Source organism: Duganella hordei, from assembly GCF_040369125.1.
GTDB classification, from domain to species: Bacteria; Pseudomonadota; Gammaproteobacteria; order Burkholderiales; family Burkholderiaceae_D; genus Rugamonas; species Rugamonas hordei.
The window spans coordinates 21,482-42,414 of record NZ_BPWI01000019.1; the positions used below are offsets into that span (position 1 = coordinate 21,482).

Here is a 20,933-nt window from a genome sequence, read left to right on the forward strand (position 1 = left end):
TTACAGGGCCGCGCAAGCGGCCCTTTTTTTTGTGCGGCGCACTATGTTCGCCACCGTACAGTCGCCTGCCGTGCGCCCCCGTACGATGCCTTGACAGATAATTTCCCATTCGCAGATTTAAGCGAGGTACCAGCTTTGAACCAACCCACCCCCCTCCTGCCCGAGATGACACTCGGGTTCCGCGAATCCCCCTCCGGCTCGCTGCTATCGGACGAAGACGACGAAGACTTGCCGTTGCGTGCCGAGTTGTTCAGCGCGGCGCAGATGGCTGCGCACGGCAAGACGCTGGCCATGCACCACGAGCTGAGCAAGCGTGGCGGGCGCGATCGCCTGTTGTCGCGGCTGGCGGAAAACGCCGCCGTCATCGACGCCACCTGCGACGAGCTGACCGGCGCCGTCAAGGCCGGCCGCCAGATCACGCCGGCATCGGAATGGCTGCTGGACAATTTCTACCTGATCGAAGACCAGATCCGCATCGCCCGCCGCCACCTGCCTAAGGACTACAGCAAGGAGCTGCCGCGCCTGGGCCGCGGCGCGCCGGAGGGCACGCCGCGCGTCTACAAGATCGCGCTGGAAATCATTTCCCACGGCGACGGCCGCGTCGATCCCGAATCGCTGTGCCGCTTCGTCGACGCCTACCAGGAGGTGGCCAGCCTGAAGCTGGGCGAGCTGTGGGCGATCCCCATCATGCTGCGGCTGGCATTGATCGAGAACCTGCGCCGCGTGGCCGCCCGCGTGGCCGACAACCGCATCCACCGCGACCTGGCCAACAGCTGGGCCGACCAGATGACCGACGTCGCCGACCGCAATCCCAGCGGCCTGATCCTGATGGTGGCCGACATGGCCCGCTCCAATCCGCCGATCACCAGCGCCTTCGTGGCCGAACTGGCGCGCCGGCTGCAGGGACAGAGCCCGGCGCTGACCCTGGCGCTGTCGTGGATCACGCACCGCCTGGCCGAGTCGGGCCAGACCATCGAACAGCAGATCCAGCTGGAGATCCAGCAGCAGGCGGCCGAGCAGGTGTCGATCGCCAACAGCATCGGCAGCCTGCGCTTCCTCGGCACCATGGACTGGCAGGAGTTCGTCGAGACCATGAGCGTGGTCGAGCAGACCCTGCGCGAGGATCCGGCCGGCGTCTACGGCGGCATGGAATTCGCCACGCGCGACCAGTACCGCCACGCGATCGAGAAAATCGCCAAGCGTTCGAAATATTCGGAAGCCGAGGTGGCGCAGCAAGCCTTGCAGCTGGCGCAGGCCAATTACCAGGGCGGCAACGTGCGCCATGGCCACGTCGGCTTCTACCTGATCGGCGGCGGCCTGGCCGCGCTGGAAAAACAGGCCGGCATGCGCCGTCCCTGGCTGGAGGCCCTGCAGCAAACCTCGCGCGCCTCGCCGCTGACTTCCTACCTGGGCGCGATCTCCGCCATCGCGCTGGTATCGACCTCGCTGCTGCTGGAACGGGCCGTGCACGACGGCGTCCACGGCGCGGTGATCGGGATCCTGGCCGTGCTGGTGTTGCTGGGCAGCAGCCAGCTGGCGCTGAACCTGGTGAACTGGGTGGCCACGCTGGTCACCCGGCCCCACCCCTTGCCGCGCATGGACTTCAAGGACGGCGTGCCGACCGACGCCCGCGCCATGGTGGTGGTGCCGACGCTGGCCTTCAGCAAGGAGAATATCCAGGACCTGTGCGAACAGATGGAAGTGCGCTTCCTCGCCAACCGCGATCCGAACCTGATGTTCTGCCTGCTGACCGACTTCGCCGACGCGCCGTCCGAGACGCTGCCCACCGACGCCGCGCTGGTGGAACAGATGCATCGCTGCATCGGCAACCTGAACCGCAAGTACGCCACCCATCCTAACGGCGAGCCGGCCTCGCCGTTCCTGCTGCTGCACCGCCCGCGCCTGTGGAATCCGCAGGAGGGCGTGTGGATGGGCTATGAACGCAAGCGCGGCAAGCTGCAGGACCTGAACCGCTTCCTGCGCGGCGGCGCGCGCGACAAGTTCAGCGTCGTCGTCGGCGACACCAGCGAACTGGAAAGCATCAAGTACGTCATCACCCTCGACACCGACACCCAGCTGCCGCGCGACGCGGCGGCGCAGTTCATCGCCACCATGCGCCATCCGCTGAACCAGCCGCGCATCGACGCCGCGCGCGGGCGCGTGGTCGAAGGCTACGGCATCCTGCAACCGCGCGTGACGGTGGCGCTGCCGAGCGAGAACGCCTCGCGCTACGAAAAACTGTGCGGCGGCGAACCCGGCATCGATCCCTACACCCGCACCGTGTCCGACGTCTACCAGGATGTATTCTACGAAGGCTCCTTCATCGGCAAGGGCATCTACGACGTCGACGTGTTCGAGCAGGTGCTGGGACAGCGCCTGCCGGAGAACCAGATCCTCAGCCACGACCTGCTGGAGGGCTGCTACCTGCGCGCCGGCCTGCTGAGCGACGCCCAGTTGTACGAGGAATACCCGGCCCGCTACAGCGACGACGTCAGCCGCCGCCAGCGCTGGATCCGCGGCGACTGGCAGCTGGTGTCATGGCTGCTGGGACGCGTGCCGGGAGCGAACCGCAAGCGCGAGCGCAACCCGCTGTCGCTGCTGTCGCGCTGGAAGCTGTTCGACAACCTGCGCCGCAGCCTGACCGCGCCGGCGCTGGTGCTGTCGCTGATCACCGCGTGGCGCTGGCTGCCCGACCCGTGGCTGTGGACCGGCGCCGTGCTGGCCGTGATCTTCGTGCCGCCGCTGGTGAGCGCGCTGCACGACCTGTTCCGCCGCCCGCGCGACACGCTGTGGAGCCAGCACGTGCGCGCCTCGATGCGCCGCAGCGGCCTGCAGTTCTCGCACGCCATCCTGATGCTGGTGTTCCTGCCGTACGAGGCCTACTTCAGCCTCGACGCGATCCTGCGCAGCACCTGGCGCATGCTGGTGTCGCGCAAGCGCCTGCTCGAATGGCGCGCCTCCAACCTGGCCCACGCCGACGCCGGCACCTGGCGCACCATGTGGGCCTCGCCGGTGCTGGCGCTGTTCGTCGGCGGCGCCTTGCTGGGATGGCGGCCGACCAGCCTGCCGCCGGCCGCGCTGTTCCTGCTGGCGTGGCTCGTCGCGCCGGCGGTGGCGGACTGGATCAGCCGCCCGATCGTGCGCAAGACGGCGCAGCTGACGCCGGAACAGCACCAGTTCCTGAACAAGCTGGCGCGTCGCACCTGGGCTTATTTCGACCGCTTCGTCGGGCCGGAGGACAACTGGCTGCCGCCGGATAACATGCAGGAGCATCCGGCGCTGGTGATCGCGCACCGCACCTCGCCGACCAATATCGGCATGGCGCTGCTGGCCAACCTGAGCGCCAGCGACTTCGGCTACATCACCGTCGGCCAGATGATGGAGCGCACCGCCGCCACGCTGGAGACCATGGACAAGCTGGAGCGCCACCAGGGCCACTTCTACAACTGGTACGACACCCAGACGCTGAAACCGCTGCACCCCGTGTACATCTCCACGGTCGACAGCGGCAACCTGGCCGGCCATCTGCTGACCTTGCAGGCCGGCCTGACCGGCCTGTACGACCAGCCGGTGCTGGGACCGCAGATCGTCGACGGCATCGTCGCCACCTGCCGCGTGCTGGAAGAAACGCTGGCCGGCACCACGCCGGCGCAGGCACCCGCCGCGCACCCGGCAACCAGCGTGGGCGCCACCGCCGCCGGCACCTCGCCGTCGAATCCGGTCTACGCCGAGCAGGACGCAGAGAGCGGCGCCGATCCGCGCGACATCAAGGCGCTGCTGGCGGCGTTGACGCCGGCGCCGGACACCGCCAACCTGCAGCAGCTGCACGGCTGGCTGAACCGCGTCGCCGATGCCGCCGACCACTACCAGCCGCAGGCCGAAGGGCAGGGCGAGGCCGCCGCCATGTGGGCCGCTGCGCTGGTCCGTCAATGCCGCGCCGCGCTGGCCGAACTGGCCGTGCTGACACCGTGGGCCGGCCTGCCGCCGGATACCGTGTTCGACACCAGCATGACGCGCATGCCGACGCTGCGCGAGCTGGCCGCCATGGCCGCCAGCTCGGCCGCCGTGCCGGTCACCGACCTGGCTCCGGCCGAACTCGAACGCCGGCTGCAGCTGGCCGGACTGTGCGAGCAGGGCGCCGTCGCCGCGCACGAACGCATGCGCGCGCTGGCCGAGCTGGGGCAGCGCAGCGGCGCCTACGCCCTGATGGAATATGGCTTCCTGTACAACGCCACCACCAACCTGCTGGCCATCGGCTACAACGTCAGCGAGCGCCGGCTCGATGCCAGCTACTACGACCTGCTGGCGTCCGAAGTGCGGCTGGCCAGTTTCGTCGCCATCGCCCAGGGACAGCTGCCGCAGGAGCACTGGTTCGCGCTGGGCCGCCAGCTGTGCATCGTCGCCGGCAAGCCGGTGCTGCTGTCCTGGAGCGGCTCGATGTTCGAGTACCTGATGCCGCTGCTGGTGATGCCGAACTATCCGAGCACGCTGCTCGACCAGACCTACAACGCGGTGATCGACGCGCAGATCGACTACGGCAAGCGCCGCAGCGTGCCGTGGGGGATCTCGGAGTCGGGCTACAACACGGTCGACGCCAGCCTCAATTACCAGTACCGCGCCTTCGGCGTGCCGGGCCTGGGCCTCAAGCGCGGCCTGGCCGACGACCTGGTCATCGCGCCCTACGCCACCATGCTGGGCCTGATGGTGCAGCCGGAAGCGGCCTGCCTCAACCTGCAGAAGATGGCGGGGCTGGGCTACATGGGCCGCTACGGCTTCTTCGAGGCGGTCGACTACACGGCCTCGCGCCTGCCGCGCGGCCAGAGCGCGGCCATCATCCGCTCGTTCATGGTCCACCACCAGGGCATGGGCCTGCTGGCGCTGAGCTACCTGTTGCACGACCGGCCGATGCAGCGCCGCTTCGAGTCCGACCCGCTGCTGCAATCGACCCTGCTGGTGCTGCAGGAGCGCAGCCCGCAGGTGGGCGCCTTCTACTCCAACACCACCGAGATGGCGGCCATCCGCGCCACCGCGCCGGAACAGGCCATGCCGATGCGCATCCTGACCCAGCACAGCACGCCGGTGCCGGAAACCCAGCTGCTGTCGAACGGCCGCTATCACGTCATGGTCACCAACGCCGGCGGCAGCTACAGCCGCTGGAAGGACCTGGCGGTCACCCGCTGGCGCGAAGACAGCACCCGCGACAACTGGGGCAACTTCTGCTACGTGCGCGACATGGACGACGGCCGCTTCTGGTCCACCACCTACCAGCCCACGCTGGCCGAGCCGCGCAAATACGAAGTGATCTTCTCCGAAGGCCGCGCCGAGTTCCGCCGCTCCGACCGCAACATCGACCTGTACACGGAAATCGTGGTCTCGCCGGAAGACGACATCGAGCTGCGCCGCACACGCATCACCAACAAGTCCGACCGCGTGCGCACCATCGAGGTGACCAGTTTCGCCGAAGTGGTGATGGCGCCCGCCGCCGCCGATGCCGCGCACCCGGCCTTCAGCAAGCTGTTCGTGCAGACCGAGATCCTGCGCGACGAAAACGCCATCCTGTGCACGCGCCGGCCGCGCGGCGACTCCGACGCCATGCCGTGGCTGATGCATTCGATGATGGTGCACGACGCGCCGGTGACGGACGTCTCGTTCGAAACCGACCGTTCGCGCTTCATCGGCCGCGGCAACACGCAGGCCGCGCCCAGCGCCATGCTGGGCGAGGGCGAATTGAGCGGCGGCGAAGGCTCGGTGCTCGATCCGGTGGTGGCGATCCGCTACACCATCACGCTCAAGCCCGACCAGACGGCCATCGTCGACATCGTCACCGGCATGACCGAGCAGCGCGAGGCCGCGCTGCACCTGATCGACAAATACCAGGACCGCCACCTGGCCGACCGCGTGTTCGAACTGGCGTGGACCCACAGCCAGGTCGTGCTGCGGCAGCTCAACGCCAGCGAGGCGGACGCCCAGCTGTACGGCCGCCTGGCCAATTCGGTCATCTATCCGAACGCCGCGCTGCGCGCCGATGCCGCCACCCTGATCAAGAACCAGCGCGGCCAGTCCGGCCTGTGGGCGTATGCGATTTCCGGCGACCTGCCGATCGTGCTGCTGCAGATCAAGGACCCGGCCAACATCGAGCTGGCGCGCCAGATGGTGCAGGCGCACGCCTACTGGCGCCTGAAGGGGCTGGTGGTCGACCTGGTGATCTGGTACGAAGACCAGTCGGGCTACCGCCAGCTGCTGCATGAACAGATCATGGGCCTGATCGCCTCCGGCATCGACGCCCAGGCGATCGACCGCCCGGGCGGCATCTTCGTGCGCCTGGCCGACCAGATCGCCAACGAGGACCGCGTGCTGCTGCAATCGGTGGCGCGCGCCATCCTCAGCGACAGCCGCGGCACGCTGGCCGAGCAGATCAAGCGTCCCGGCCCGCCGGCGCTGCGCATGCCGCCGCTGCTGACGGACAACCGCGGCGAGTACGCGGACGCCGGCCCGGTCACCCATCCGGCGCGCGGGCTGATGCTGGAAAACGGCATCGGCGGCTTCTCTTCGGACGGCCGCGAATACGTCATCACCACCAGCGAGGAGCAGCGCACGCCGGCGCCGTGGTCCAACGTGCTGGCCAACCCGCAATTCGGCAGCGTCATCTCGGAAAGCGGCCAGGCCTACACCTGGCACGAGAACGCCCACGAGTTCCGCCTGACGCCGTGGCACAACGATCCGGTCAGCGACGCCAGCGGCGAGGCGTTCTACCTGCGCGATGAGCAGAGCGGCCAGTACTGGTCGCCGACGGCGCTGCCGGCGCGCGGCAACGGCATCTATGTCACGCGCCACGGCTTCGGCTACAGCGTGTTCGAGCACACCGAGGCCGGCATCACCAGCGAGATGACGACCTTCGTCGCCATCGACGCGCCAATCAAGTACACGGTGCTCAAGGTGCGCAACGATTCGCTGGTGGCGCGCCGCCTGTCGGCCACCGGCTATGTCGAGTGGGTGCTGGGCGACATGCGCTCCAAGTCGGGCATGCACATCGTCACCGAGGCCGATCCGGTCAGCGGCGCGCTGTTCGCCAAGAACGCCTACAACACCGAGTTCACCGGCCGGGTCGCCTTCTTCAATTGCGACGCAACGCTGCGCAGCTACACCGGCGACCGCGGCGAATTCCTCGGCCGCAACGGTACGCTGGCCGCGCCGGTGGCGCTGCGGCGCCAGCGCCTGTCCGGCAAGGTCGGCGCCGGCCTGGACGCCTGCGCCGCGATCCAGGTGCCGTTCGACCTGCTGCCGGGCCAGGAGCGCGAGATCGTGTTCGTGCTGGGCGTGGGCGGCCGCCGCAACGCCGACGCCAGCAGCCTGGTACAGAAACACCGCGGCGCCGACGCCGCGCACGAGGCGCTGGCCGCCGTGCACGCGCACTGGGAGCAGACGCTGGGCGCGGTGCGCATTGAAACTCCGGAGCCCGAGCTGGACGTCCTCGCCAACGGCTGGCTGATGTATCAAACCATCGCCTGCCGCATCTGGGCCCGCAGCGGCTACTACCAGTCCGGCGGCGCGTTCGGCTTCCGCGACCAGCTGCAGGACGCCATGGCCACCATCCATACGCAACCGAAGCTGCTGCGCGACCAGCTGCTGCTGTGCGCCGCGCACCAGTTCATCGAGGGCGACGTGCAGCACTGGTGGCATCCGCCGTCGGACCGGGGCGTGCGCACGCACTGTTCCGACGACTACCTGTGGCTGCCGCTGGGGGCCTGGCGCTACGTCATCGGCACCGGCGACGCCAGCGTGCTGGACGAATCGCTGCCTTACCTGGAAGGGCGCGCCGTCAAGCCGGAAGAGGATTCCTACTACGACCTGCCGAGCCGCTCGAGCCAGAGCGGCACGCTGTACGACCACTGCGTGCGCGCCATCCGCAACGGCTTGCGCTTCGGCCAGCACGGCCTGCCGCTGATCGGCTCCTGCGACTGGAACGACGGCATGGACAAGGTCGGCGAGCATGGCCGGGGCGAGAGCGTGTGGCTGGCGTTCTTCCTGTGCGAGGTGCTGCAGCGTTTTGCCGAAGTGGCCGACCTGGTAAGCGACGTCGATTTCGCCACCGAGTGCCGCAGCGAAGCGAAGAAGCTGGCCGCCAACGTCGAGCTCAATGCATGGGACGGCCAGTGGTATCGCCGCGCCTATTTCGACGACGGCACGCCGCTCGGTTCGCACACCAACGAGGAATGCCAGATCGATTCGATTTCGCAGAGCTGGGGCGTGCTGTCCGGCGCCGCCGATCCGGTGCGCGTGCGCGGCGCGATGGAGCAGGTCAACCAGCGGCTGGTGCGGCGCGATTCAGGCATCATCCAGCTGCTCGATCCGCCATTCGACAAGGCCGGGCCGAACCCCGGCTACATCAGAGGCTACGTGCCGGGCGTGCGCGAAAACGGCGGCCAGTACACGCACGCCGCGATCTGGACCGCGATGGCGTTCGCCCGCATGGGCGACACGGAACGCGCGTGGGAACTGGCGCGCATGATCAATCCGGTCATGCACGGCGCGACGGCCGAGGGGACGGCGAAATACAAGGTCGAGCCTTACGTGGTGACGGCGGACGTGTATGCGGTGGCGCCGCACGTGGGACGGGGCGGCTGGAGCTGGTACACCGGCTCGTCCGGCTGGATGTACCGGCTGATACTGGAGTCGCTGCTGGGCGTCACGCGCACCGCCAACCATCTGGCGCTGGCGCCGCGCATGCCGGCGGAGTGGGACCGCTTCTCGCTGACCTATCGCCACGGCGCCGCGTCGTACGTGATCAATGTCGTCAAGTCGGCACAGGCCATCGTGCCGGAGATGACGGTGGACGGCATACGGCAGCCAGGCATGATGGTCGAGCTGTACGACACTCCCAGCGTCCATCAGGTCGAACTGCTGATACCGGCGAAGTCCGATTCTTAACAAAGTGTCCCATTCTGGACATTTTCAACATTGTCGCAACAGCACGGAAGATAATCTTTCGTGCGGTTGCGGCGCGCTTCCCGGGCGTCAGCGCATTTATTTGAAAGACATCTGAATAGCCAAGAAAATTCGAATTGGTTCGTCATCCTCTTGTCATGCATAGTTGCCAGAATTTTGGATCCCCAACCGCATAGAGAGAGAAAAAAGAATGAACAAATCTAAGATGCTGTCCCGGCTCGCGATGACGTTGCTCTTGTCTTCCGGCGTCATTGGCGCGGTCCAGGCGTCCAAGGCCGACCACCATGAATTCGAGGCCACGCTGTACGCGCCGTTCACCGCCGACGGCGCCGACCAGGACCGGCCGGAAGCCCGCACCTTCAAGCTGGTCTTCGATTTCCCGCTGCTCGAGCGCGAGCAGGACGTCAACTGGCACCTTGAGCTGGTCAGCCCGGACGGCGTCGTGGTGCAGCGGTGGCAGGGCGTGCAGGGCATCAGCGGCAAGCCGGTCGATGTCAGCATCGCCTGGGACGGCCGCGCCGAAGGCCTGATCCTGACCGACGGCGTCTACCAGGCGCGCATGCGCGCCGTCACCGGCGACGAGGCCATCGAACAAAGCTGGGACATCTCGGTGGGCCAGGCGCCCGCGCAGGCCATGCCCGCCTTCAAGGCCTTGCCGACTTCCGCCACGCGCGCGCGCGCCGCGCGCACCGACGGCCGCGTGGTGCAGGGCGCCGTCGCCGCCACCGCGTCGCTGCCATACACCGTCTACCTGGGCAACCTGCACAGCCAGACCAACCACAGCGACGGCGGTGGCGCGCTGTCCAGCTGCACCGGCGCGCAGAATCCGCAAAGCGCGGCGCTCGGCCCGGCCGACGCCTATGCCTACGCCAAAGGCAAGGGCCTCGATTTCCTGATGGCCTCCGAGCATAACCACATGTACGACGGCTCCGACAGCACCAACGCCTCCGCCGATCCGGCCGTGGCCAAGGCACTGTTCCAGTCCGGCCTGAGCGCCGCCGCCAGCTACAACAGCGCGAACCCCGGCTTCCTCGGGATGTATGGCCTGGAGTGGGGCGTCATCAACAACGGCGGCCATATGAACATCTTCAACACCACCGAGTTGCTGGGCTGGGAGAGCAACAGCAGCGGCCAGCTGATCGCCGACACGCTCACCGCCAAGAACGACTACGCCGGCCTGTACACGCTGATGCGCCAGCGCGGCTGGGTGGGCCAGTTCAACCACCCGGAATCGTCGGGCCAGTTCATCGTCAACGGCACGGCGCTGGGCTACACGGCCGACGGCGACCAGGCGATGGCGCTGTGCGAAGTGCTCAACACCTCCGCCTTCTCGACCAACACCAGCGAGACCGAAACCAGCCGCAGCACCTACGAAGGCGCCTGCAACAAGGCGCTGGAGGCGGGCTATCACGTGGCCTTCTCGACCGACCAGGACAACCATTGCGCCAACTGGGGCGCGTCGTACACCAACCGCACCGGCGTGTTGATCCCGACCGGCACCACGCTGTCGTCGGCCAGCATGATCGCAGCCATCAAGGCGCGCCGCGTGTACGCCACGATGGACAAGACCTCGCAGCTGATCCTGACCGCCAATGGCCACGTGATGGGCGAACGCTTCACCAACAGCGGCAGCCTGGCGCTGGTGGCCAACTTCGCCAGCAGCAGCGGCAAGACGGTATCGACGGTGAAGATGTACGAGGGCGTACCGGGCCGCAACGGCACGGTGACGCAGCTGTCGGCAACCGCCAGCACCACCGTCACGCCGGCTGTCGGCGAGCATTTCTACTACGCCAAGGTGACTCAGAACGACGGCAATATCCTGTGGTCGGCGCCGATCTGGGTGACGCAGACGACGGGCGGCACGCCGACGCCTACCCCAACACCTACCCCGACTCCAACACCAACGCCGACGCCGACGCCAACGCCAACGCCGACCCCGACGCCAACGCCGACTCCAACACCGACCCCGACCCCGACCCCGACTCCAACGCAGCTGATCGCCAACGGCGGCTTTGAATCGGGCGCTGCATCTTGGACGGCGACGTCCGGCGTGATCACGTCGGATTCAGGACAGGCGGCGCATGCTGGTAGCTACAAGGCCTGGCTGGACGGTTACGGCAGCGCCCACACCGACACGCTGTACCAGACCGTGACGATTCCGTCGTCCGCCACCAGCGCCACGCTGTCGTTCTGGCTGAAAGTGGATTCCAGTGAAACCACGACCACCACCGCCTACGACACGCTGAAGGTGCAGGTGCGCAGCAGCGCCAACGCCGTGCTGGCGACGCTGGCGACCTACTCGAATCTGAACAAGGGCAGCACGTACGTGCAGAAGAGTTTCGACCTGTCGGCCTACAAGGGTCAGACAGTGCGCATCTACTTTGAAGGCGTGGAAGGATCGACGGTATCGACGGCCTTCATTGTCGACGACGTCAGCCTGCTTGCGCAGTAACGTCTGGTAATCAGCTGAAACTCACTTGGTCCATGGCTCGTCGCGCGGGGCGTCGCGCCGCGCGAACAGCAGCAGGATGGCTATGCCGAGCAGTATCAGCTTGTAATGCGCCGGCTCCGGTACCGGAGCCGGTTCCACCTTGGCCGCCGCGGGATTTTGCGGTTTGACGCCGCCCCGGTCCCCAACTTGCGTCGGATCCGTGGCCGGCGGCCGGGCCGCCTTGGTGAAGGTTTCGGCCTGCGTCGTCTCCTGCGTCTCGACCTCGATCGGCTGGGCCTCAACGGTGAAGACGGTGGCGCACAGCAGCAGCGCTGCCGACTTGCTCAACAATGACATGTACCGCCTCAAGAAAATAACTGATTGGCAAGTATAATACAATGACAATTTTGATAAATCGGTGCGCAAGCTAACAGAGTGGCGTAAAAAGGTCTTGACGATCAGGCGCCCAGGCCGGCGCCCGCGCCCAGCAGCGTGGCCACGCCCAGCACCGCAAACACGGCGGCGGCGATGCCGTGCACCAGTTTGAGCGACACGCGGCCGGCGATCCTGTCGCCCAGGTAGACCGCCGGCACGTTGGCCAGCATCATGCCCAAGGTGGTGCCGCAGACCACGGCCACCAGGCTGTGATAGCGGGCCGCCAGCGCCACCGTGGCGACCTGCGTCTTGTCCCCCATCTCGGCCGCGAAGAACGCGATCAGCGTGGTCAGGAACACGCCGTACTTCGCCAGCGGCACGTCGTCATCGTCGATCTTGTCCGGCACCAGCGTCCACGCGGCCATCGCCAGGAAGGATACGCCCAGCACCCAGCGCAGGATGTCGGGGCCGAGCAGGCCGGTGATCCAGCTGCCGACGGCGGCGGCAAACGCATGGTTGGCGATGGTGGCGACAAAAATCGCGGCGATGATGGGCAGCGGACGGCGGAACTTTGCAGCCAGGACGAAGGCGAGCAGCTGGGTTTTATCGCCGATTTCAGCGAGGGCGACGATGCCGGTAGAGACGAAGAAAGCTTCCATGGGAGTGTGTGTAGTACGCGGGCCGGAAACGATTAACCAATGATCCAGGCGCGACTCCGGCCCATCATGGCCGCACCTCGATCATGGTCTCGTCAAGTTTTTCAACCACCTGCACCACGGTCTGCGGACCGATTATGTTGACACAGGTTCTTGCACCGGGCGGCGCAAGCCGACTACTCCCCACTTACGGCCGCCATCATACCATAGCCGACAGGCTGTACACATGCCCGATACATGGCTATGCTATTCTGCTTCGCGCTTGTGCAACTCATTGAAAAGAACACCATGCCCATCAAGAAGACCATGTCCGCGCTCGTGCTATCCGCACTGGCGGCGCTGGCGGCCCAATCTGCCCACGCCGATCCGCTGAGCTACGCCCGCTACGACCAGGTGCGCACCAGCGACCTGTATCTGGACCTGAAGGCCGATTTCGGCCACAAGACGCTGGGCGGCTACGCCGAGCTGACGCTGGACTGGATCGACAAGGCGGCCCGCACGCTGGTGCTGGACACCAATGAACTGAACATCTCCAAGGTGCAGGTGCAGAACCCGAACGGCCGCTGGAGTCCCGCCTCCTTCATGCTCGACAAGCTGGATGCGGAAAAGGGCCGCGCGCTGCGCATCTCGGTGCCGTTCCAGCCGAAGAAGGTGCGCGTCTACTACCGCACCGCGCCGTCGGCCGCCGCGCTGCAGTGGATGTCGCCGCAGCAGACCATGTCCGGCAAGCTGCCGTTCATGTTCAGCCAGTCCGAGGAAATCAACGCCCGCTCGTGGGCGCCGGTGCAGGACACGCCGGCGGTGCGCTTCACCTACAGCGCCCGCATCGAGGCGCCGGCCGGCATGCGCGTGGTGATGAGCGCCGAGAACGACCAGAAGGCCACCGGCAACGGCGGCTGGAAATTCAAGATGGCGCAGCCGATTCCATCGTACCTGCTGGCGATCGCCATCGGCGAGCTGGAAGTGCGCAACCTCGGCCCGCGTTCCGCCGTGTACGCGGAAGCGCCGCGCATCGAGGCCGCCGCCTGGGAGCTGGCCGACACCGAAAAAATGATCAGCGCCGCCGAAGGCCTGTACGGCCCGTACCGGTGGGAGCGCTACGACATGATCGTGCTGCCGCCGTCGTTCCCGATCGGCGGCATGGAAAACCCGCGCCTGACCTTCCTCACGCCGACCATGATCGCGGGCGACCGCAGCCTGGTCGACCTGATCGCGCATGAACTGGCGCACTCGTGGTCCGGCAACCTGGTCACCAACGCGTCGTGGAAGCACTTCTGGCTCAACGAAGGCTTCACCACCTACGTCACCACCCGCATCGTCGAGAAGCTGTACGGCGAAGAAGTGGCGGAGATGAACCTGCAGGTCGAGCAGGAAGAGGCGATGGCTTCGCTGCCGTCGATCCCGCCGGCCAAGCAGGCGCTGGTCACGCGCGATCCGGACACCAGCTCGGCCACCTACACCGACGGCGGCCTGGTCTATCCGAAAGGCGCCTGGCTGCTGCGCACGCTGGAACAGCGCGCCGGCCGCGACGTCTTCGATCCATTCCTGCGCGGCTGGTTCGACCAGCACGCGTTCCAGTCCGCCACCACCGACGAATTCGTCGTCTACCTGAAGAAGAACCTGCTGGACGCGCATCCGGAAGTGATGTCGCCGGCGGAGCTGGACGAGTGGCTGTACGGTCCCGGCATCCCGGCCAGCGCCAGGCACGCCGCCTCGCCGCGCCTGGCCGCGCTGGACGCGCAGCGCAGCGCATGGCTGAAGGGCGAACTGCCGACCGCCGAATTGAACGGCAAGCACTGGATCGCGCTGGAGTGGATGCACTTCCTGAACGATATCGACGGCAAGGCCAACGCCACCCAGCTGAAAGAGCTGGACCAGGCTTACGCGCTGGGCAAGAGCGGCAACAATGAAATCGCCTACCGCTTCTACCTGGCCTCGATCAAGGCCGGCTACGATGTGCGCGAACCGCTGAGCGCCTTCCTGATGAGCGTGGGCCGCCAGAAGTTCGTCGTGCCGCTGTACACCGCGCTGCTGAAAAACCCGTCCGACAAGGAGTGGGCCAAATCCATCTACGCCAAGGCGCGTGAACACTACCACCCTGTGACGCAGGGCTCCGTCGATAAACAATTCAAAAAATGATGACCAAGTTTTCCCATACCTTCGTTTCCGCCGCGCTGCTGCTGGCTTTCTCCAACGTGGCGCTGGCGGCCGATGCGCCGGCGGTACCGGCAGCGCCGGCGACCGCCGCGGCGCCAGTCTTCAACCTCGACGCCGACGTCGAGCGCGCGCTGAAGACCTTCGACATTCCCGGCGTGGCCATCGCCATCGTCAAGGACGGCAAGGTGGTTGCCGCCAAGGGCTACGGCGTGCGTCAGCGCGGCGCGACCGCGCCGGTCGACGGCAAGACGCAGTTCGAGATCGCCTCCAACTCCAAGGCCTTCACCTCCGCCGCGTTGGCGATGCTGGTCGACGAGGGCAAGATCGGCTGGGACGATCCGGTCACCAAGCACCTGCCGGGTTTCCAGATGTTCGACTCCTACGTCACCGGCCAGATGACGGTGCGCGACCTGCTGACGCACCGCAGCGGCCTTGGCCTGGGCGCGGGCGACCTGCTGTGGTGGCCGACCACCAATTTCAGCACCGACGAAATCATCGCCCGGTTGCGCTACGTGAAGCCGGCCACCAGCTTCCGCAACAGCTACGCCTACGACAACCTGCTCTACATCGTCGCCGGCAAGATCGTCGCGGAAAAATCCGGCAAGAGCTGGGGCGAAACCATCCACGACCGCATCCTGGCGCCGCTGGGCATGAACGGCACCACCACCAGCGTGGCGCAGATGCTGGCCTCGTCCAACTACTCGGCGCCGCACAGCAAGATCAACGACAGGAACGCCGTGGTCAAGCCGATGCCGGTGGAGAACGCGGTCGGCGCGGTGGGCATCAACACCAGCGCCGAAGACATCGCGCGCTGGATGAACATGCTGCTGGGCGGCGGCAAGCTGGAAGACGGCAAGCAGCTGCTCAGCACAAAACAGCTGAACGAAATGTGGTCGGAGCAGACGCCGATGCGCATCCGCGATCCGAAGCCGGCGCTGGCCGCCACCAAACCCAACTTCGCGGCCTATGGCCTGGGCTTCAGCCTGCGCGACTACAAGGGCCGCAAGATCGCCATGCACGGCGGCGCGCTGCAGGGCTTCTATTCGACGGTGCTGATGGTGCCCGAGGAAAAACTCGGCATCGCCATCCTGACCAACGCCGAGAACAGCCCGGTGATGGCGTCGCTGTACTGGCGCATCCTGGACCAGTACCTGAACGTGCCGGCCAGCGACTGGATCTCGCTGTACGCCGAGCAGGAAGCGGCGATGCACAAGGAGGAGCTGGAACGGCAGGGCAAGGAAGTGTCGGCGCGCGCGGCGAAGTCGTCGCCGTCGCTGCCGCTGGCTTCCTACGATGGCGAGTATGAAGACGCCTGGTACGGCAAGATCAGCATCCGCGCCGAGGGCAAGAAACACGTCATGAGCTTTGCCCGCACGCCGGACCTGGTCGGGGAACTGGAGCACTTCCAGCATGACACCTTCATCGTGCGCTGGAAGGAACGCAACTTCAACGCCGACGCCTACGTCAGCTTCGCGCTGAACCCGGACGGCAGCATCGAGCGCATGAAGATGGCGCCGGTGTCGACCGAGACCGATTTCAGTTATGACTTCCGCGACCTCACCTTCACGCCGGTCAAGGCCGAGGCCAAGAAGAAGTAATCCAGCTCAGGCCTGCACTTCCACGCGGTTGCGGCCACCGCTCTTGGCGCGGTACAGCGCCAGGTCGGCCGCGTGGAACAGGTCGTCCAGCGCCGCGTACGGACCGTGCGCCACCGCCACGCCGAAGCTGGCCGTCACGCGCAGAATGTGGCCGTCGGCCAGCGTCAGCGGCTCGCCGGCGATCGCATCGCGCAGGCGCTCCGCCAGCGCCCGCGCCGAGTCCATGCCGCAGTGCGACGGCATCACCACGAACTCCTCGCCGCCGTAGCGCGCCACGATCTCGCCGTCGCGCAGGAGGGTGCGCACCACGCCGGCGATGCGTATCAGCACCTGGTCGCCGGCGTCGTGGCCGTAGCTGTCGTTGACCGACTTGAAGTGATCGATATCGAACAGGATCACCGCCAGCGCTTCGTTGCGGCCGCAGGCGCCGCGCAAGCGCTGGTTGCCGGCCGCGGTGAAGGCGCGGCGGTTGAGGATGCCGGTCAGGTAGTCGGTGTCCGCGCTCAGCCTCAGCTCCTCGATCAGATGTCCCCGTTCCTGCTCCAGCCGCTGGCGCTCCATGCTGTTGGCGCGCAGCGTCGACAGCGCGCGCAGCATGTCGCCGATTTCGTCGGCGCGGTCCGCGCCGCGATGGGCCAGCGTGTCGAGCGTGTAGTCGCCGTTGCCCAGCCGGACCGCGGCGGCGGTGGCGTGCAGCAGCGGCACCGCCACGCGCCGCCGTACGATCAGCAGCAGCAATGCCAGCGACAGCAGGATCGCCGCGCCGATCAGCAGGGCCAGCATCAGTTCCCGGCGGGCCGCGTCGTAATCTTGCCGCGCCTGCTCCTGCGCCTGCTCCAGCAGCACGTCGCGCAGCGCCAGGATGGGCGCCATGCTGGGCACGTAGCGGCGCGCGAACTGCGCCGTGTCCATGTCGTAGCCCTGGCCCTCGCGGCTGGCCTGTTCGACGCCGGCCACCAGCTGCTGGCCGGGGCCGAAGTACACCATGTCCATGCGCGCCACCGCCGCCAGCACGCGCGGGTCGTGGTCGGCGTCGCTGCTCGGCATCTTGATCAGCTGGCGCAACTGCTCGATGCGGCCGCGCAGGAACTGCAGCTGCTGGCGGTCCGCCTCGGTCAGCGGCTGCCTGCGCGCCAGCGGCACCGTCAGCGCCGACCCCAGGCGCCCGGCGTATTCGCGCAGCTCGACGGCGAAGCGCACCTTCATCAGGATGCGGGCGATGCGCGGATAGATGTCCTCGGAGGCGCGCGTGTAGCCGGTCACCGTGTCCAGCGCCAGCGGCACCAGCCCGAACATGGCGTCGACGGCGGCCGTCAGGCGCTCCGGCGTGCGTTCGGCCGGCGGCAGCGCGGCCAGCCGGTCCACCGTCAGGCGGGCCGCGCGCAGCGCTTCGTACAGCGGCGCCAGCACGCTGGTGCGGGCGCCGCCGGCCAATGCCTGCTGCAGTTCGGCCAGTGCCTGGTCGGTGGCGGCGCGGGCGCGCAGCAAGCCTTCGCGCCGCGCCGGGTCGGCCGGTGCGCGGTCGCCCAGGACGCCGTTCACCGGGCCCCGTTCGGAGGAGAGTTTTTCGGCGGCGACCATCGAGTGCCGCATCAGTTGCAGCGTATGGCGGCCGCTGTCGGTGGCGCTGTAGTGTTGCCATTCGCCCCACAGCAGCCGGCCCAGCATGCCGCACACCAGCAGCGCGAGCACCGCACCGGCGACGCCGAATAACCGGGTTAGTCTCATGTTGCGGTCCACCTTCCGATTTGCTACTTAGCAATATGCCACAAAGCGGCGCCGGCGTGGTTGCGTATCAGCCCATGTGGTAGCATGTCGCCCGCGCGTCGGGGAGCCATGCTGGCCTGAATGCAAAGCTTGAATGTTTACTAATCGAAGGATGAAGAAGATGTCTATGCAAAGAGTGATGCTGCGGTCCAAGTTGCATCGGGTGACGGTCACCCAGGCGGACTTGCACTACGAAGGTTCCTGCGGTATCGACGTGGATCTGCTGGAAGCGGCGGATATCTGGGGCAACGAAAAAATCGAGCTCTACAACGTGAACAACGGCGAGCGCTTCTCCACCTACGCCATTCCCGGCCTGCGCGGCACCGGCGAGATTTCGCTGAACGGCGCCGCCGCGCGCCGCGCGCAGCTGGGCGACCTGCTGATCATCTGCACCTACGCGCCGATGACCGAGGACCAGGCGAAGGACTACAAGCCGAAAGTCGTGTTCGTCGACGACAAGAACAAGATCACGGGCATGAAGAAATAAGTGAAGAAGTAAACCGAAAAGAGCCGCAAGGCTCTTTTTTATTCCGGCTTCGATGCGTTGTCGTTGCGCAGCAACTGCGACATGTACTGCGGCGTGATGCCGAGGAACGATGCCACCACTTTCTGCGAGATGCGCTGCTCCAGCCCCGGGTACTGGCGGCGGAAGGCGTTCAGCCGACCCTGCGCCGGCGAGGCGTTCAGGTACAGGCGCCGGCCCTGCTCGATGATGCCGCGCTCGGACACCTTCAGGTAGTAGTCGCGCAACACATGGCTGCTGTCGGCCAGCTTGCTGAGTTCCAGCCAGTCCAGGCGGTAGCCGTGCACGGCCGTCTCGGCGACGACGAAATTGAGCGCGGGCTTTTCCTCGCGCGCGCGCAACAGGTCGTCGTGGGCGGCGGCCGGCTGGCCGTCGGTGAGGAACTGCAGCGTGACTTCGTTGCCGGTCTCGGTGATGAAGCCGGTGCGGGCGACGCCGCTGTGCAGCCAGTGGACGTTCTGCGCCACCGTGCCGATGCGTTGTAAAAATTCACCCTTGCGCAAGCTCACCGGCACCGCCAGCGGCGCCAGCTGGCGCGTCACCTCATCGTACATTTCAGTCGTCACCTTGTAGCGTTCGGCGATGATTTCCCGGTATTTTGCTCTATGTTCTAAGAATGCCTGATTCATTTTTTTGGTTTGCTGTGAAATCCCGGCATGTAAATGGCCGTACATAATATCCGGAAGTGTAAACGTTTTCTCAGCGGAAGGGACAATTTTCGTTGCGGATTGGAACTAAAAACGCAAATATATTTCAAGCTTAAAGCAATTGAAAGAGGTTGAGCGGGGCTGGATTTTGGCGTTACCATAAGACAGCACCAGCGCAGCCGGCGGCGCACGACCGGCCTACAATTCGGGAGACTCACATGAAAATCAGCGACCTCAGCATCGGACGCCGACTGTCCCTTGGCTTTGCTGTCATCCTTGCGATTCTGATATTGAACACCTGTGTCGGCATCTACCGCCTGCAAGGCGTCGCTGAATCCACCCGCGCCATGATGGAGGCGCCGCTGGCCAAGGAGCGCCTGATCGCCGACTGGTACCGTGTGGTGTTTGCCGGCATCCGCCGCACCACGGCGGTGGCCAAGAGCGCCGATCCGGCGCTGGCCACCTTCTTCGCCGAGGACGCCAAGGTCTCCACCGCCTACGCCCAGGGCCTGATCAAGAAAATCGAAGAGCTTGCCAACGACGGCGACAAGGCGCTGATGGCGGACCTGGTCAGCACCCGCAAGAACTATGTGGCTTCGCGCGACGGCGTGATGAAGGCCAAGGCCGGCGGCGACGCCGACGAGGCCAGCCGCCTGCTGGAAAGCGCTTACTTGCCGGCCTCCAAGGTCTACGAGACCATGCTGCAGAAAATGCTGGACCACCAGCGCAAGGAAATCGACAGCGCCGCCGCCCGCATCGACGAGGTGGCCAGGAACAGCCGCAACCTGCTGGTGCTGATGGCGGCGCTGGTGGTGGCCTTCAGCGTGGCGTTCGCGTGGTGGCTGACGGCCGGCATCACGCGGCCGATCAACGAGGCGGTGGCGCTGGCCGAGTGCGTGGCCTGCGGCGACCTGGTCGATCACAGCAACCATGCGACGACCGGCTACAACCAGGACGAGCCGGGCAAGCTGCTGCAGGCGCTGCACCGCATGTCCAGCGGCCTGGTGCAGATCGTCAGCGACGTGCGCAGCGGCACCGACACCATCGCCACCGCGTCGTCGCAGATCGCCGCCGGCAACCTGGACCTGTCGTCGCGCACCGAGCAGCAGGCCAGTTCGCTGGAAGAGACGGCGTCGTCGATGGAGCAGCTGACGTCCACCGTCAAGCAGAACGCCGAGAACGCGCGCCAGGCCAACCAGCTGGCGGCGTCGGCGTCGGAAGTGGCCGCGCGCGGCGGCGCCGAGGTGTCGGACGTGGTGCAGACCATGGCGTCGATCGACGCCTCGTCGAAGAAGATCGTCGACATCATCGGCGTCATCGACGGCATCGCGTTCCAGACCAACATCCTGGCGCTGAACGCGGCGGTCGAGGCGGCGCGCGCCGGCGAGCAGGGGCGCGGCTTTGCCGTGGTGGCGACCGAGGTGCGCAACCTGGCGCAGCGCTCGGCCAGCGCGGCCAAGGAGATCAAGGCGCTGATCGACGATTCGGTGACCAAGGTGGCGACCGGCACGCGGCTGGTGGGCCGGGCCGGCAGCACGATGGAGGAGGTGGTGGCCAGCATAGCCCGCGTCACGCACATCATGGCCGAGATCAGCAACGCCAGCAGCGAGCAGACCAACGGCATCGAGCAGATCAACAACTCGATCACGCAGATGGATCACGTGACGCAGCAGAACGCGGCGCTGGTGGAGCAGGCCGCGGCGGCGGCCGATGCGATGCAGGAACAGGCCGCCAAGCTGGCCGACGCCGTCAGCATCTTCAAGCTGGGCGACGCCGCGCCGCGGCGGCCGGCGATGCCGGCGCGCGGCGGCGCGCGCGCCATGCTGGCCTGAG

10 protein-coding genes and 1 riboswitch are annotated in these 20,933 nt (G+C 66.6%); of the genes, 6 read left to right on the forward strand and 4 right to left on the reverse strand.

Annotated features, from left to right (window positions below):
* Positions 1-165 precede the first annotated feature (165 nt).
* Both ABWW33_RS28330 and ABWW33_RS28335 read left to right on the forward strand, forming a co-directional pair.
* Positions 166-8,928 (forward strand): glycoside hydrolase family 94 protein, encoded by an 8,763-nt coding sequence (locus ABWW33_RS28330; protein WP_353404816.1) that lies wholly within the window; start codon positions 166-168, stop codon positions 8,926-8,928.
* 208 nt (positions 8,929-9,136) lie between these two features.
* The gene (locus ABWW33_RS28335) at positions 9,137-11,398 is read left to right on the forward strand and encodes a CehA/McbA family metallohydrolase (protein ID WP_353404763.1); all 2,262 of its coding nucleotides are present in this window, start codon (positions 9,137-9,139) and stop codon (positions 11,396-11,398) included.
* A gap of 21 nt (positions 11,399-11,419) precedes the next feature.
* On the opposite strand, the gene ABWW33_RS28340 is transcribed toward ABWW33_RS28335, so the two are convergent.
* A complete protein-coding gene (locus tag ABWW33_RS28340) occupies positions 11,420-11,734 on the reverse strand; it encodes a PEP-CTERM sorting domain-containing protein (protein WP_353404765.1) in 315 nt (104 codons plus the stop codon).
* Positions 11,735-11,835: 101 nt separating this feature from the next.
* On the reverse strand, positions 11,836-12,411 hold the full coding sequence (locus tag ABWW33_RS28345) for a TMEM165/GDT1 family protein (protein WP_176655962.1): 576 nt from the start codon (positions 12,409-12,411) through the stop codon (positions 11,836-11,838).
* Positions 12,412-12,421: 10 nt separating this feature from the next.
* Positions 12,422-12,605, reverse strand: a riboswitch (yybP-ykoY riboswitch).
* Positions 12,606-12,696: 91 nt separating this feature from the next.
* On the opposite strand from ABWW33_RS28345, the gene ABWW33_RS28350 reads away from it, so the two are divergent.
* Both ABWW33_RS28350 and ABWW33_RS28355 read left to right on the forward strand, forming a co-directional pair.
* Positions 12,697-14,547 (forward strand): M1 family metallopeptidase, encoded by a 1,851-nt coding sequence (locus tag ABWW33_RS28350; RefSeq protein WP_353404766.1) that lies wholly within the window; start codon positions 12,697-12,699, stop codon positions 14,545-14,547.
* Positions 14,544-16,163 carry a serine hydrolase gene (locus ABWW33_RS28355; protein ID WP_353404767.1) on the forward strand — a complete coding sequence of 540 codons (1,620 nt, stop codon included), beginning with the start codon at positions 14,544-14,546 and terminating at the stop codon, positions 16,161-16,163. Before ABWW33_RS28350 ends, ABWW33_RS28355 begins: the two co-directional genes overlap by 4 nt.
* Positions 16,164-16,169: 6 nt before the next feature.
* Here ABWW33_RS28355 and ABWW33_RS28360 read toward each other — a convergent pair whose 3' ends face one another.
* On the reverse strand, positions 16,170-17,891 hold the full coding sequence (locus ABWW33_RS28360; RefSeq protein ID WP_353404768.1) for a GGDEF domain-containing protein: 1,722 nt from the start codon (positions 17,889-17,891) through the stop codon (positions 16,170-16,172).
* A gap of 166 nt (positions 17,892-18,057) precedes the next feature.
* On the opposite strand from ABWW33_RS28360, the gene panD reads away from it, so the two are divergent.
* Positions 18,058-18,417 (forward strand): aspartate 1-decarboxylase, encoded by a 360-nt coding sequence (panD, locus tag ABWW33_RS28365; RefSeq protein ID WP_353404817.1) that lies wholly within the window; start codon positions 18,058-18,060, stop codon positions 18,415-18,417.
* A gap of 38 nt (positions 18,418-18,455) precedes the next feature.
* On the opposite strand, the gene ABWW33_RS28370 is transcribed toward panD, so the two are convergent.
* Positions 18,456-19,082: a Crp/Fnr family transcriptional regulator gene (locus ABWW33_RS28370; RefSeq protein ID WP_353404769.1), complete on the reverse strand. Its 627-nt coding sequence runs from the start codon at positions 19,080-19,082 to the stop codon at positions 18,456-18,458.
* A gap of 236 nt (positions 19,083-19,318) precedes the next feature.
* Here ABWW33_RS28370 and ABWW33_RS28375 point away from each other — a divergent pair, with 236 nt between their 5' ends.
* A complete protein-coding gene (locus ABWW33_RS28375) occupies positions 19,319-20,932 on the forward strand; it encodes a methyl-accepting chemotaxis protein (RefSeq protein WP_176655958.1) in 1,614 nt (537 codons plus the stop codon).
* Position 20,933: the final 1 nt, after the last annotated feature.